This window comes from Lysinibacillus sp. NPDC094177 (assembly GCF_050279145.1).
Taxonomy (GTDB): Bacteria; Bacillota; Bacilli; order Bacillales_A; family Planococcaceae; genus Lysinibacillus.
The window spans coordinates 103,898-119,621 of record NZ_JBNNTW010000010.1 but is presented as its reverse complement, the minus strand read 5'-3'; the positions used below and the strand labels follow the sequence as shown (position 1 = coordinate 119,621).

Here is a 15,724-nt window from a genome sequence, read left to right as displayed (position 1 = left end):
GAGTCTACTAATGAATGAAGATAAAATGAATCGTTATTCAGTAATATTATATAAGAAATATATGTAAAAGACAACGAAACTTTTTATTTCATGTCATAAATTACGTCAAATAATTCATTTTTTTCTCTTTTATACACTTTATCACGAACGAATATGCGAGATGTAACGCCAACGAATCAAATAAAAATAGACTACTTGTATTAAAACAAAAAAACCAAAAGCAAAGAAAACTTCTTTTACAATGGAAATATTAGCAATATCCTTCAAGATGCCTTGAACCATAAGAAAAGCAAACATGCTATGCAACATTGCAATACCCCATGGTAAGAAAAATTGAGGGAATAAATGACGATTCACAAGCTTTTTGAGCTCTGTTTCTGTTAAGCCCATTCGCTTTAAGACATCGAATTTACGCTTTTCTCTTTCAAGAGAAGTATGCAGTTTAAAGTAAACGAAACTACCTGCTGCTAATAAAAATACCGTTGCTACCAAGACCCCTACTAATGTGAATAATGAGTAGGTAGCTAATATATAAGAATAATTTAATCCTGCATTTTCAAAGTAAAATGGGCTAAATCTATCCTTCTTATAAAAATATTGAGATGCTGCTAACTCGTCTATGCCCTTGCCAATATCTTTCGTTTCCATCCACTGAGGAATATAGAAGGTAAATAAATGATAGGTTGGCTGCACAACGTCTTTATCGGCAATCGGCTTTACGAGCTTTCCAAAATCCTCATCGCTTACCACTATAGAATTAACGCTAACAATAGAGCCTGGGAATACTATTTTAGGATATACGCTATCAATTGTTATCGGGATAGAATTTTCCTCTAATACCGTATGCACAACTTTATTTTTTAGCTTTTTTAGGGAATCTTCCGAGTATGGTATAAACACTGCCTCCCCTGAAGCCAAATCAAGTAATGGGTAACTAAAGGAAGACAGCAATACATTCATATCTGATTCCCTAAAAACCTCAACCTCATTGTGAGAATATGAAGATGTTTGCTTGATGACAACAAAGCGAGATAAATGATAGGACAAACCCTTCTCCTCTAATTGAATTCGTAAAGAGGCGATATGATTTCGCTCATATGGATTGTCGACATCTCCCTTATAGACAAGCCCTAGTGGATTTAAACGGTCATATTGTATTGTATATGAAGACATCGTTGCTAAAACACCAACCGATAAAAATGCCATTGTCGATACCATCGTTACCACAAAAAACATTTTCACATTGTCCATCATAATATGAGTTTGCTCAGCTAACGAAAGAAGGCGATAGCGTTGCCAATGAAATTTACGTTTGCCCCGTGCTTTATCTAAGAAGCAAGGTAAAGAATCACTGAAAAAATAATATGTTCCAAAGGTTGCTAAAAACGGGATTAATAATGTTAAAACAATTAACGATGTTTTAGATACAATAAATGCTAGTAAGTATGCTGATAAAATAAGAGCAATACCAAATACTGCACGGATTTTAGAATAGGTTGAAGCACTATTTAAATAGTCACTTCCCTTAAGGAGATCGCGCAATTTTCTTTCACGTGTAAAATACACACTAATAAAGGATATGACCACAAAAGCACTTGTGAAGACACCAATCGTCAGTAAAAATGGCTGCCATGAAACATATAAGGGTAGCTCATTTAAATGTAAAATTTCTCGGACAATCATGAAAAAGAATTTCGAAAATGAGAAACCAAATATAATTCCAACAAAAATAGAGCCCGATCCAATAATCATTGTCTCCAAAAAGACAAGCCTATTCATCTGGCGTTTTTCCATTCCTAAATGTAATAAAATTGCAAACTCATGTGATCTTGCCTCTAAAAAAGCACTCATCGAGTAATATAAAAAGAATAATGTAAAAAGGACGAGTACGATTTCCGCACCAACCATCCCAATTAACGATGCTTCTCCTAAAATTCCTTGTTCAATATCCGGATGAAACATGAGCATTGAATAGATAAAAAACACAGCCACAGAAAAAAAACTTGCCATGAAAAAGGCACCGTATATACGGCTGTTCCGTACGACATTACGGTAAGCGAATTGTCGAAAGGTCACCTACTTGTCCTCCTCCTAGTAAGCTCAAAACATTTAAAATTCGTTGGAAAAACATTTGACGACGGTCATCTTTGTGAATTTCATTGAAAAATTCTCCATCTTTAATAAATAACACGCGATCACAGTAGCTAGCTGCAATTGGATCATGTGTTACCATGACGATTGTCGTTAGTTTATCCCGATTGATTTTTGTTAAAAGTTCAAGTACATCACGCGAAGAATTCGAATCCAAATTTCCGGTCGGCTCATCTGCTAAAATGAGACTTGGATTATGAATAAGTGCTCGACCAATGGCTGTTCTTTGTGCTTGTCCACCTGATATTTCATTTGGGCGTTTGTGCAAGAAAGAGGTTAAATCGAGCTTTTCCACAATGCTTGCAAGACGCTCCTCCATTACTTCTAATGGCTGTTGGTCTAACGTAAGTGGCAGCACAATATTCTCTTCTACTGTCAGCATATGCAATAGATTAAAATCCTGAAAAACAAAACCAAGCTGTCTTCTTCTAAAATAGGCTAGCTCAGTTGCATTCAGCAAATGAGGATTCATGCCATCTAAAATGATTTCTCCACTCGTTGGTTCATCGATCGTAGAAATGATATTCAATAAAGTTGTTTTTCCACTTCCTGATGGACCCATGACTGCTAAAAACTCACCTTCCTCCACATCAAAGCTTAGTTGATTTAGTGCACGATGAGTTACTTTACCTTCATATACTTTCGTTACGTCTTTTATTTGTAAAATAGGCATACCTTGTTCACCTTATTTCTTGATTAATTCCATGGATTCTGGTAAAAGCCATTGCAATACTACTTCAAAGCCAATTTGAAAATGCGGCTCTGTTAATGTTTCAGTTGACTTATTACCATCCTCCTCCACTAGACTAAAGCAATGCGAACCAACAATTACATCCCAGGCATCCATTTCACCTTCAATTATTTCTCCACAAATCGTATAATGCCCACTGTACATCACTTGTTCACCATCTACAGGAAAAGCATTAAGTAAAGTTGGTTTATGTAAGTCTAGCCCAAGCTTATTCGAAAAATGCATTACCTCTTCATTAAGCAAAAGGCTAGCCTTTCGGAAATTTTTGCAGGATAAACACTCACAAACATCGTTTTGCGATTCGTATAATGCCACTGTTTTTTCAGTATCTACATTTAAAACCCATTCATCCAAACTTACTTTCATCATTTCCGATCCCCCTAATTTGTAAATGTCACTGTTACAATCGTTCCTTTTCCTACCTCTGATGTAATGTTTAATTCGTGACCGAGTTTTTCACAGATTTCTTTCGCTAAATATAAACCCATCCCTGTGGATTCCCCTGTTTTACGCCCATTCTCACCAGTAAAGAAGGCTTTAGTGACACGAGAAAGATCGGAAACTGGAATACCAATTCCTTCATCACAAATGGCTAACTGTACATAGTCATCCTTTTTAATGGCAGAAATCACTATTTTTTTATTAGCCTCAAAAGTATATTTAACCGCATTGGTTACGAATTGCCCGATAATAAAGCGAAGCCATTTTGAATCACTTGCAACGATGATATCATCCTCAATATGAATTTCTGGGAAAACTTGCTTCGTAATAAATAAACGTTTATTTTCATTAACAGTTGCCGTAACAATTGTTTTTAATGTAACCTGTTCTACTTGCATATCATCTTCAAAATTTTCTAATCGAGCATTCACAAGTACCATATCCAAGCCTCTACGTAAGCGGTCAATTTCCTCCTGCACATTCTTTTTATCGAGAGGACGTTCATCCTGTAATAAGAGCTCAATAACAGAAATGGGTGTTTTCATCTGATGAACCCATTGATTAACAAACTGATCATGCCGTTTTTGGCCTGCATATAAAGATTGGAGCTCATGCTTATATAGTCGATATAGTTCATGCATATATTTCTCAACCTTCATCGCCTCAGGTGTTTTAGCATTTTTTTGCAGCACATCCTCCATTGTTTTAGGAAGCTGCGATATTTTTAATAAATAACGTTGACGCATTAAATAACGGATAAGTAAAAAAGAGGCTAACAACACTAAACTAATACAGAAGGAATAAATAGCAGTATCAACATTTCGAAAGCCATCCAACCAATATAAGACCATGATAAAGCCGACTAATACGAACTGGAATACAATGAACGATGCGTAATCACGCAAAAATAATTTCCAGCCCACTATATCTCACCTGCACTTAATATAAAGCGATAGCCTGCTCCACGTACCGTTTCGATAGAAGACGTAATATGATAATCAGCTAACTTTTTACGTACTCGTGTCATATTGACGTTCAATGTATTTTCATCAACAAATGCCTGATCGTCCCAAAGCTCTTCTAACAGTTGCTCACGCGTCACAACTTTTGGAGCATTTCCCATCAACAGTTCTAAAATGATACATTCTTTTTTCTGAAGCGGAATTTCTAAATCATTTTTATGAAGCTCCATTCTTTCTAAATGAAGAACAAGCTGTCCTTGTTTAATTGTCCGTTCCTCTTGTCTTGCTGCATATTCACCATATGTACGACGCAAGTGACTACGGATTTTAGCCAGTACAATCTCATAATTAAATGGCTTCGTAATGAAATCATCGCCCCCATTTTCAAGCGCAAAAATTTGATCCATTTCCCCAGAGCGAGCTGAAATGAAAATAATTGGACAAGTTGTATGTTGACGTAGTTGGCGACACCAATAGTAGCCATCGTACGAAGGTAAATTTATATCAAGCAACACCATATGTGGATTAAATGCTGTAAATTCTTCAACGAGATGATCGAATTCTTTGATCGTTTCAACTTCGTATTGATATTTTCTAAGCGTTTCTGCGAGCAATGATGCAATCTTTACATCATCTTCGACAATAAATATTCGATGCTTCTCCATACCAACACTCCTTTCTATCTTATATTGTATCAAAAAAAGGTCCGTCGACATAACTGTCAGCGAACCTTTTGTAGCAGGTGTGTTAATTAACCATTTTTGTCCACTCTGATTAATTAGAAGGCTCTGATTTCCGCTACGGGCTACTCGCTTTGTTGCTGTCGCTTCGCTTTCGCACAGAGCAAGGCTTCCTGCGGGCGAGCGTCGAGCCGCTTCCTCCGCTAAAGGAACGAAGGCTAAGTGCGTCACGTCCTGTGACAATGCCTTCGTGACCAACATCGTGTTGGCCTCAGGGTCTCGTCTGTCTCGCTTTCCCGCGGGAGTCGAGTAGCCCTACGCTACAATCAGTTAAAATGGAAATATATTAGCGAAATAGCAACAAAAAATCCTTTTATCACTCAATAATAAACCGATTTTCTTCCTAATCAACACGCCTGCTTTTGTAGTAAAAATTAACATCGAATTGTTAGATACAGATTTTTGAGGACTCACCACCAAAAGATGGGATGGCATTTTTTAAACATTTACGATTTATCTTCATTCAGTAGAAATTGATATAAGTTGATTGGAGTGGAGACTGGGCGACTCCTTGGGGAACAGCGATAGGGGAACGAAGGCTAAGAGCATCACGTCCTGTGATAACGCCTTCGTGACCAACATCGTGTTGGCCCGAGACCCTACAGCGAAGCGAAGCGGCTCATCGGACGCCCCCAGGAAGCTCTGCTCTGCGCGAAAGCGAAGCGGCAGCGATAAAAGCGCCCAGTCGGAACGGAAAACAACCACACGTTATGGAACGGTTCCATTTTGAAAAAGTGTGTACTCTTATATCTCAATAAGGACATTTGCCAATTTCTACTCAAGCTTTTCTTAATAAACTAATTGTAAAAACTCTTCTGTCGTAATTCCACCGAAGTATGTTGGAATATCGATATCCGTTAGCGCCTCAGCAATTGCAGTTCGATCATAGTTTGTCCCAACTAAACGTTGTTCAACATCTGCCATGTCGCCCACACCGAAGAAATCACCAAAAATATGCGCTTCTTCAATAATTCCATGATTCACTTCTAAGCGAATATCAATGCCTCCTGTTGGGAAACGATGTGTTTTTTGAATATTAAAGCGTGGTGATTTGCCATAGTTCCATTCCCACGTTTGGTAACGCTCAGCAGATAGCTTGTGGATATTTTCCCAATCTTCCTCCGTTAACTCATAATAGCGAATATTTTCTTCACCACCAAAGATGGATTTTAAAATTTCTAGGCGGAATTCTTCGACTGTCATCTTATCCTTTAAGAACTCTGAAATATTAGCTACTCGTGAACGAATCGATTTAATGCCCTTTGATTCGATTTTATCTTTCTTCACCTTTAATGCGGATACAACAGCATCAATTTCTGTATCAAACATTAAAGTACCGTGGCTATACATACGGCCCTTTGTAGAAAACTGTGCGTTCCCAGAAACTTTACGTCCTTCCGCTAAAATGTCATTGCGGCCTGAAAGCTCAGCGTGAACGCCCATTTTTGCAAGTGCATCTACGACAGGCTGGGTGAATTTTTTATAATTCATAAAGCTATCACCATCGTCTTTAGTGATAAAACTGTAGTTAAGGTTCCCTAAATCATGATACACTGCGCCTCCTCCAGAAAGACGTCGTACAACGATTATGGCATTATCCTCCACGTAATCTGTATTAATCTCTTCGATAGTATTTTGATTTTTACCAATGATGATTGAAGGCTGATTTATGTAAAAAAGTAGCACTGGCTCCTTCTCAACATCCATCGTTTTTAATAAATACTCCTCAATGGCAAGATTAATGCGTGGATCATGAATCCCTTTATTATCAACGAATATCATAAATTACTTTTCCTCCTTCACAAAATATACATAATTATTTTAACTTAAATTAGGCATTTTGTGTTGACGAAAAGCATCTGTTATAATACACTAGAAAATATCAAAACAGTAATAGTACAGATGAACTTAAAGGAGGAGTCCACAATGTTAGAAAATGTAGTTGAATTTTTCAAGAACCTACCTGCAAAACAATGCACAGAATGCGGTGAAAAAATTGAAGAGCAAAGTGAATGCTACAGCAACACTTGTGAAAAATGTAACCACCTATAAGCATTTGCCTATTCTGTAATTGTCATATACGTGCCCCACACGTACTACTAATGACAACCCTCATCATACTTTGATGAACCCTTAATTAAATCTCTTACACTTACAAGACAGCAGCTGATACGCTCATATCAGCTGCTGTTTTTTGTATGTTTTTTTGTAAGTGGCGATTTTTTGTTGGAGCCGAGCAGTTCTACTCTCTACCTGATCAGTTTTCATTCAACCACAAAAAAACACCCACCAATATTGATGGGTGTAAAAATCCTATTTTTAGTTCTCTTCGGCTACATTTGAGTAACGTTTTGTGTGTAGTAACATGAAGTAACCGAAAGTAATAGCTAAGAATGCCACTAGGAAGCCTGCTAAAATTCCGTAGTTTTGCATTAAGAATGATGTATCACCAGTTGAGATACTTGCTTTAAATGCTGAAACAGTATATGTCATTGGTAATAGTTTATTAAATACTTGTAATGGTGATGGGATTAACTCAAGTGGGAATGTACCCGCACTTGTTGTAAGTTGTAAAATTAATACAATAATCGCCATGAAGCGTCCTGGATCACCGAAAATAGATACTAACATTTGAATTAAAGCTAGGAAAACATAGCTTGTTAATAATGCTGTTAGGAAGAAGTAACCTAAACTGTATACTTCAAGACCTAAGCCCCATTTTACAATAACCACTGTTAATATAGTTTGAATTAAGCCGACTATTGCTAAAACTGAGATTTTACTTGTAAACCAAGCTGCCCCATTTTTCGGACGAATCGCTGGTTCCACAAATGGGAAAACGATAGAGATCATTAAAGCACCAACGAATAAGCCTAAAGAGATAAAGTATGGTGAGAAACCTGTTCCATAGTTAGGTACATGGTTAACAGATTCTTTATCAACCTCAACTGGGCTACCTACCATATCATAAGTGTCTTTATTTACATGAACTTCTTTTGCTTTTTCACTTGCTTCACCTAGTTTGCTAGATAAAGTTGATGTACCATCTACAAGTTCAGTTGTACCATCAGCGAGCGTTGAAGAACCTGCTGCTAATTCACCTGATTTAGATGCAAGTGTTGTTGTACCTTTATTCAATGTTGTTGTACCACTTGCTAGCTCATTTAACCCTGAAGCTAATGTTTTTGAACCTGTTACGGCTGTCTTAACACCAGCATTTAATTCACCTAATTTTTGAGCTAGTGTTGCATTACCAGCTTGAAGACCTTTTGCTCCTTGGACTAACGCACCACTTTTTGATGTTAACTCATTAGCACCTGCTAACACTTGTGATTGACCTGCTGCAATTTGTGATGCACCAGAACTTACTTGTTTAGCACCAGCTTGTAGTTTTTCTGTACCAGCAGTTAAAGAACCTAAGCCATTATGCACGCTTGCACTTCCTGCTTGTAGCTCTGCTAATGTTTGTTTTAATACTGCCGCTTGTTCTTCAGGCAATGAAGCCATCATGCCTTGTAATTGATTAGATAAAGCAGTGATGCCTGCTTCTACTTTTGCAGAACCCGCTGTTAATTGGCCTGCTGCACCATTTAATGCGCCTGCATTATCAGCAATTGAAGCTGCTCCTGCACTAATTTGTTGTTGTTTATCGTTAATTGTAGCTAAACCTGCTTGAACCTTTGCTACACCCTGTGTATATTGTGATACACCTTGTTCAAGAGTTGTTGCTCCAGTTGCTGCTTGTTGTGCACCATTTTGTAACTGTACAGTACCGTCTTGTAATTTTACTAGACCAGTAGATAAGTCATTTGCACCTTTTGCAGCGTCTCCAGCACCTTTAGTAATTTTATCTGTACCATTCGACAATTCAACTGTACTTGATGCTAGTTGCTCTAAATAACCTTTTAAATCTTTTGCACCTTTTGCTAAAGTTTTAGCACCTTCATCTAGCTTACTAGAGCCATCTGCAGCCTCCGTAAAGCCATCTCCCATCGTTGTAATAGAATCAAATAATTTTTCAGCATAAGTAGTTGAAACTTGTTTATTCACTTCCGCACGTATTTTTTCCATTGCTGAATCACCAATTTGTGCACTAAGGAAGTTTAATCCTTCATTTGGAATATAATTCATGACTAATTTAGAAGGTTTGTCATCTAATAACGTAGTCGCATGCTCAGAGAAATTTGTTGGAATTTCTAGAGTCATATAATAATCTCGGCCATCTATGCCTTTTTCAGCTTCTTCTTTGGATACTTCAATGAATTTAAATTGCTCACTCTTGACGAGATTATCGACCAAGTCATTCCCTAAATCTAATTTAACGCCTTCCATTTCAGCGCCCTTATCTTCATTAACAACAGCTACTGGTAATTTCGGCAGACCTGCATATGGATCCCAGAACGCCCATAAAAACATGCCTGCGTACATGACTGGGATAAATAATACAGCGATTATTGAAACAAGCATTTTTCTTGTTTTAAAGATTTTCAGCCACTCAGCTTTAATCATAAGTTTTCTTCACTCCTATACTATTTGACCAAAAACGTCAGTCGGTCATTTTTATTCAAAAAAAAATCTTCAACCTTCACAGGGTTTAAAACCCCTAGACTATCATTGATTCGCCTTCGCTCAGCCGAATCAAGTTAAAATTAGCCCACGGAAGATTGTTTGCTTAAAAAGATTTAATATCTTTTCTTCTGGAATAATGTCGCCATGTAGTTCATGCCAATCAACGACAAATGCTAGATACGCCTTTAGCAACAGAAAGCTTACTAATTCTGCATCACAGTCTCTAATTTCTCCTTTATCGATACGTCTTTGAATTAATTCAGCAACATAGGATAAAACTTCAGTCTCAATACGAACTAATACTTGTTTAACTGCTGGCGTTCGTAGCTCCTTTTCTTCCTCTAATAACTTCGCAAATAAAAGATGTTTTTCACGGAACTGTAGCATTTTCATTAAAGCATTGTGCGCATTATCCATAAAGCTAGCTGATGCATCCAACACTGCATCTGCTTCTGCTTGCATCTCTCGTATAAGTGACATAGCTATCTCTTGAAATAAAATTTCTTTATTTGCAAAGAATGTGTAAATCGTCCCTTTACCGACATTGGCGATTTTAGCCACTTGCTCCATCGTAGTTGCTTTGTAACCAAACAATGTAAAGGATTTTGCAGCTGCTTCAAGAATTTCCTGCCTACGATCCATTAGTAACATCCTTTCTTGTTATGTTATGTACATGCCTTTGTACACGAAAATGATAATGACCAGAAAACCATTTCGGTCATCTGGTCATTATCATATTCCTATTTTAATAATAATGCAAGCATTTAATTATGATTTTTTTCATTTTTTTTCGTGATCACTATGCTCAGAAGTATCATTACCGTGATTCATCATGTTATGATCCATGCTGTTGTTATTTGCTTTTTCATCCTCTGGTAAAACTTTCGTCATATCTGGGCTTCCAGCAGTAATTTGTTGCTTCGGCATACTATGAACACCATTGCCTGTAGTAGTATGAGCATACATATAATATACACCATCATGGTCAAATTTAGTCGTCGCTTTATAAATACCATCTTTCTCTAATTCACCGTTAACCATTTGCCCTTGATCACGTTTACCTGATTCCCATACTTCGAATTCCACAACTGCATCATCCAAGTTTTTTCCACCTTGTACAACATGTGCAGCAAGTTCAATCGTTTCATTGATCTTTACTTCTTTCGGTGTTAAAATTTCAACTTCTGGTATTTGAGCTACTTCAGGCTCTGGTAAAGCGGCAGGCTCTTTCTTTTCTCCGCAACCCACTAATAATGCAGGTACTGCGACTAATGCCAATAACCATTTTTTCATGTTTTACTCCTCCATTAATGGCAATGTAATTTTCACAACTGTGCCTTTTTCAACTTCACTTTCAATCTCTATCTTGCCATGTAACTGCTTCAACAATTGTTCAACAATCGACAAGCCTAGTCCACTGCCACCATCTGCTCGACTCCGTGCTTTGTTAACACGATAAAAGCGTTCTGTTACATGCAATAAATCCTCCTGTGGAATACCAATTCCATAATCCTTTATGGTAATTTGCGCACTACCATTATCTTCAAAAGCAGTAATTTCAACCTTTGACTGCTCATACGAGTAATTAATGGCATTTTCAATTATATTAATAATAATTTGTTTCAGCTTTACTTCATCAGCTTTGATGATTAATGCATCATCAGCATCCAAATGGAGCGCAATGTTCTTCTTCTCTGCCTGATGAGTTAATATTTTTTGAACCTCGCGTAATGTTTCGGCAAGAGGAATAGGATATAAAGTAATTTCTGCTTGTTCATTTTCCATACGAGCAAGTTGAAGTAGTTCATTCGTTAATCGTTCCATACGATTTGCCTCACGGACAATCAGTTGAATCGTTTCCTCTTTTTGATTTTCTGGAATAATGCCATTCTGCATTGCTTCACTATACCCTTTTACATAGCTAATAGGTGTCCGTAGCTCATGTGAAACTGTAGCTAAAAACGTTTTTTGAGCCTCATCCTCTTGTTGTATCGCCTCTGCCATTGTATTAAAGGTGCTAGATAATTTTCCGATTTCATCTTTTGAATTAACCGGCACACGTGTTCCATAGTTTCCGTATGACATTTGTTCAACGGCTCTTTGTAAATTGCTTAACGGTCGCATAATATGACGAATTCCTTTATAAATTAAATAGCTGATGACAATTAAAAATATAAAGGCACTGACAAATAAGAAAATGACTTCATTGTTCGCTAACTCACTAATTTTTGCTAGAGGGAAGTAAATATAAATAATCCCTTCAAGCCTATTTTGATCTACTAGCGGAAATACTACAGAAATGAGCTGCCTATCAAATCTAGGCTCATATCCAATTTTTTGTACATATTCCCCTGCAAGTAATTGCTGTCGCTCTTCTGAACCAATTAATGTTTCAAAATCAATATCAAATGGTACACAGGCACTTAGTTCTCTCGGATTTCTAACTGCAAAAATATTCAAATTTGAATAATTAGTATAATGTTCAATATCTGCAATAAATTCATCTGTTACCTTACTACCGGTATACATCGTCTGTAGCTTGGTCCCTACTTCTACCATCGTTTCTTCTGTATCTTCTACATAAAGTCTTTCATATAAATAATTAGTCAGGACATACATAAAGACAACGGTAATGATTAAAAATGCAAAGATTAATAACCAAATGCGTGTTGAAATTTTTCTCATTCGCCAGGATCAAAGCGGTAGCCCACTCCCCAAACGGTTTGAATATGCCCCGCCGCTTCCTTCCCAAGCTTTATACGTAAGGTTTTTATATGAGTGTCAACAGTTCTTGTTCCCCCTATATAATCAATATCCCAAATGCGTTCTAGTAATTGCTCCCTTGTATACGCATTCCCAGGATTTTTCATAAATAAATGTAATAGTTCAAATTCCTTTAAAGTAAGCGGAACACTCTTTCCATCTACAGATACCTTTCGTGCAATCTCATCTATTTTAATAGGTCCTAACACCACACATTTTTGCTGCAATTCTTCAACATCAGTACCACTTCTTCTTAACACAGCGTGGATTCGTGCAACCAGTTCATCGTTTGTAAAGGGTTTTACAATATAATCATCTCCGCCAATTGTTAGGCCTTTAACTTTATCCTCATTTGCATCACGTGCTGTCAGGAAAATAATTGGTATATTCGACATCGCACGTATGCTTTGACAAACTACAAAGCCATCTTCATGCGGCATCATCACATCAAGTAGAACTAAATCGATTTTTTCACGTACAATAATATCGTAAGCTTCTGTACCACTTGCTGCTGTTAATGTCTCAATCTTTGAATTATTGAGCATCATTTCTATTAAATTGCGCATATCTTGCTCGTCATCAACAATCAATACAGTTGTCACATTTCTTCCTCCCTCACTAACAGTTGAAATGCACCTTTCCCCACATCAACTGTTTTTTTCACCTGACCTTCTTTTATGAAATACAAAGTATGGTCATCATAGCCAGCGACAACAATATAATCTTTAAACTGATTTACGACAAATGGATTAGCTCCAACCTCTTGTTGCCATTTCACATTTCCATTAAAGTCGGCAACATATAATTCATTCCGACCATGACTAACAACGAGGACAGCATCCTTTGTTTTGGTTAATCCAACAGGCATCAAAGGCATTTCTATCTCACCATGTTGGACTCCTGTCATAAGATCATATTTTTTAACAGAGCTATTCGGTTTACTTCCTTCTCCATGACCACCAATCCATAGTTCATTTGCCTCTTCAATAATTGCTATCCCATGTGATGATTTTTGAATCGGCCACTCTTGCTCAACCTTTAGATTCTCAATATTCAACACCGATAATTTAGTATCTTTATAATTAATCACATATAGCTTATCTTTATAGGCTGCCATTGACATCGGATAATTACCAAGCTTCTGAGTTGCCAGTTCGTTGCCCTTCTCATCAAAGCTTGTCACTGTATTTGTTTTGCTATTCGTAATAAAAAACTGTTTTTTATTCTCAGCATAATACGCATTCGTTGTACCAAGCTGGACTTTTTTGGAATAGAGCTTCTTTCCGGTTGATAATGTATAGACGTCAATCTCATTTAATTGATGGCCATACAATAACACACGATCATTTTCGAGTAGTATTGCTCCTGAGTAAGCTTTGTCAAATAACCAAGTTGCCATCACTTTACCTTGTTCATCTATAAAATCTAGCGAAGGCTCTTGTATATTTAAGGACGCAATAAAATTCCTATCGCGTTCAATAGGCTCAAACGATTTCTCCGTACATCCTGCTAGCCATAAAAGCTGGACTAAAGAAAAAATGAAGAATGCCCATTTTTTCAACATCATCACCTCTGTTTCTTAACTATACTTCACAATTGTGAAATTCACGTGAAACTTGAGAGGTAAATTTATGACAAAGAAAACTAGCAAATTTCACGATTATTATTATGTAATGCTACATCTACGAGCATTAATCCAACCAAAAAATATAGTAGCACATATACTACAACGATTATGGTAAGGAGGAATCAACTTTTTGTTGTCAATTAGTTTATGTATGAAAGTGAAAAATGAAGAAGACGTCATCGATAGATATCCTTGCATTATTGAATCTCCATTAAACAAAAAAAGTAGTACAAACATTGATTTTCAAGTTTGTACTACTTATTAATAAGTATCTATTCCTTACAAATTCTTAAACAATTCCTTTACTATCTCGTCAGCAACATTTTTACCCTGCTCAACGCACTCAGGTATTGATATTCCTTCGAAGGAACTTCCCGAGAGCTTAACCATCGGAAAATGTTCAAGTAATTCTTGTTTTACACGTTCTATCTTCGCTTCATGTCCTACCGTGTACTGTGGCATGGCATTTTTCCAGCGAGAAACTACTGTCATTAACGGTTCTCCATCTACACCAATTGTTTTCATTAAATCTTGCAATACGGTCTTTTCAATTTCAGTATCGGATAGCGCTACAATTGCCTCATCGCCCACTCGGCCAATATAACTACGTAAGAGCACGTAATCATCTGGTGTTGTGCCGGGCCATTTTCGATTAATCCATGTACAGGAAGTTATTGAAAAATCACTATTTCGGGAGACAAAAAATGATAATGCATCTAGATCACCTAACTGATCTTTTTTAAATGCCATTGTCACAGTAGCAATAGTCGCTGCTTTCATCGTTCCTAATTCAGTTAGTAACTGGTGTTTACTGAACATTTTTCTTGCCACATTAAATGGTGTAGCAATAATAACAGCATCTGCTTTTAATTGTGTAAAGTTGTTTAACATAACTTGGACAGTACCATCCTTACCATGCTCAATTTCCTCTACTTTAACACCCTTCATAACTGTCCCAGGAAGTAGTGATTCTTCAAGTTTTTCGATAAGTGTCTCAAGACCATTATTAAATGTTTGAAAAATCCCCTTATCTTTCGTCATGAGATTATTACTTAAAAAATTCGCACCAGACTTTTTCATACCAATAAGTAAGCTACGATATTTTTGTTCTAATCCATAGAGCTGTGGGAATGTTGAGCGCATGCTTAACTGCTCAATATCACCAGCAAATGTTCCTGCAAGTAATGGCTCTACTAGATTTTCCACAACTTCAGCACCGAATCTTCTTCTAAAAAATCGTCCTAATGGTTGGTCATCATCCTGTGCAGAGCGAGGGATGAAAAAGTCCCCCGCTGCACGAACTTTCCCACTAAGTGAAAACAAACCTGATGTAATAAATGACGAAACATGTGGTGTAGCTCCAGACAAAAGAGTACTCGGGATTGGATACAACTGACTACCAACAGCAACGTAAATCGGTCCTGTATTGCTTGTAATCATTTCCTGTTCAATGCCTAAATCCTTTGCCAAAGCATATACATAGTTCTCACGATCAAAAAAAGATTCTGGCCCGCGTTCGATTATAAAGCCATCTTTTCTTAGTGTTTGTATTTTTCCGCCAAGACGTAATGACGACTCGACAAGTACGATATCTAACGGCAATTCTTTTGCGCTTGCTTCTTTTTGCAAATAGAACGCAGCTGTGAGGCCAGTAATGCCACCGCCTACAACAACTACCTTTCGTCTTTTCTGAGTCACCAACATCATCACTTTCTTTTCG

At 37.1% G+C, this 15,724-nt stretch carries 14 protein-coding genes; 1 reads left to right on the top strand and 13 read right to left on the bottom strand.

Going from position 1 to position 15,724, the window contains the following annotated elements; translation table 11 throughout:
* Positions 1-141 precede the first annotated feature (141 nt).
* The 6 genes from ACQKNC_RS16505 to ACQKNC_RS16480 form a co-directional block, all read right to left on the bottom strand.
* The gene (locus ACQKNC_RS16505; protein ID WP_427425855.1) at positions 142-2,076 is read right to left on the bottom strand and encodes an FtsX-like permease family protein; all 1,935 of its coding nucleotides are present in this window, start codon (positions 2,074-2,076) and stop codon (positions 142-144) included.
* The gene (locus ACQKNC_RS16500) at positions 2,048-2,824 is read right to left on the bottom strand and encodes an ABC transporter ATP-binding protein (RefSeq protein ID WP_427425854.1); all 777 of its coding nucleotides are present in this window, start codon (positions 2,822-2,824) and stop codon (positions 2,048-2,050) included. Before ACQKNC_RS16500 ends, ACQKNC_RS16505 begins: the two co-directional genes overlap by 29 nt.
* 12 nt (positions 2,825-2,836) lie before the next feature.
* Positions 2,837-3,271, bottom strand: coding sequence for a hypothetical protein (locus ACQKNC_RS16495; RefSeq protein ID WP_427425853.1), 435 nt, complete (start codon positions 3,269-3,271; stop codon positions 2,837-2,839).
* An 11-nt stretch (positions 3,272-3,282) separates the two neighbouring features.
* Positions 3,283-4,266, bottom strand: a complete 984-nt coding sequence (locus ACQKNC_RS16490) for a sensor histidine kinase (protein ID WP_427425852.1) — start codon at positions 4,264-4,266, stop codon at positions 3,283-3,285.
* The gene (locus tag ACQKNC_RS16485) at positions 4,266-4,970 is read right to left on the bottom strand and encodes a response regulator transcription factor (protein WP_427425906.1); all 705 of its coding nucleotides are present in this window, start codon (positions 4,968-4,970) and stop codon (positions 4,266-4,268) included. The genes ACQKNC_RS16490 and ACQKNC_RS16485 overlap by 1 nt, the downstream gene beginning before the upstream one ends.
* An 864-nt stretch (positions 4,971-5,834) precedes the next feature.
* A complete protein-coding gene (locus ACQKNC_RS16480; protein WP_427425851.1) occupies positions 5,835-6,827 on the bottom strand; it encodes a lipoate--protein ligase in 993 nt (330 codons plus the stop codon).
* Positions 6,828-6,971: 144 nt separating this feature from the next.
* Between ACQKNC_RS16480 and yhfH the strand changes: the two genes are divergently transcribed.
* Positions 6,972-7,097 (top strand): protein YhfH, encoded by a 126-nt coding sequence (gene yhfH, locus ACQKNC_RS16475; RefSeq protein ID WP_012292204.1) that lies wholly within the window; start codon positions 6,972-6,974, stop codon positions 7,095-7,097.
* 267 nt (positions 7,098-7,364) lie between these two features.
* Here yhfH and ACQKNC_RS16470 read toward each other — a convergent pair whose 3' ends face one another.
* The 7 genes from ACQKNC_RS16470 to hemY all read right to left on the bottom strand — a co-directional run bounded on the left by ACQKNC_RS16470 (position 7,365) and on the right by hemY (position 15,711).
* Positions 7,365-9,554, bottom strand: a complete 2,190-nt coding sequence (locus tag ACQKNC_RS16470; RefSeq protein WP_427425850.1) for a YhgE/Pip family protein — start codon at positions 9,552-9,554, stop codon at positions 7,365-7,367.
* A 129-nt stretch (positions 9,555-9,683) separates the two neighbouring features.
* A complete protein-coding gene (locus ACQKNC_RS16465) occupies positions 9,684-10,256 on the bottom strand; it encodes a TetR/AcrR family transcriptional regulator (protein ID WP_427425849.1) in 573 nt (190 codons plus the stop codon).
* A 138-nt stretch (positions 10,257-10,394) separates the two neighbouring features.
* Complete coding sequence (locus ACQKNC_RS16460; protein WP_427425848.1) at positions 10,395-10,907, bottom strand: FixH family protein; 513 nt, start codon at positions 10,905-10,907, stop codon at positions 10,395-10,397.
* Between the two features lie 3 nt (positions 10,908-10,910).
* On the bottom strand, positions 10,911-12,299 hold the full coding sequence (locus ACQKNC_RS16455) for a sensor histidine kinase (protein WP_427425847.1): 1,389 nt from the start codon (positions 12,297-12,299) through the stop codon (positions 10,911-10,913).
* Complete coding sequence (locus ACQKNC_RS16450) at positions 12,296-12,979, bottom strand: response regulator transcription factor (protein WP_427425846.1); 684 nt, start codon at positions 12,977-12,979, stop codon at positions 12,296-12,298. Before ACQKNC_RS16450 ends, ACQKNC_RS16455 begins: the two co-directional genes overlap by 4 nt.
* Positions 12,976-13,941: a YncE family protein gene (locus tag ACQKNC_RS16445; protein WP_427425845.1), complete on the bottom strand. Its 966-nt coding sequence runs from the start codon at positions 13,939-13,941 to the stop codon at positions 12,976-12,978. The genes ACQKNC_RS16450 and ACQKNC_RS16445 overlap by 4 nt, the downstream gene beginning before the upstream one ends.
* 342 nt (positions 13,942-14,283) lie before the next feature.
* On the bottom strand, positions 14,284-15,711 hold the full coding sequence (hemY, locus tag ACQKNC_RS16440; protein WP_427425844.1) for a protoporphyrinogen oxidase: 1,428 nt from the start codon (positions 15,709-15,711) through the stop codon (positions 14,284-14,286).
* Positions 15,712-15,724 lie beyond the last annotated feature (13 nt).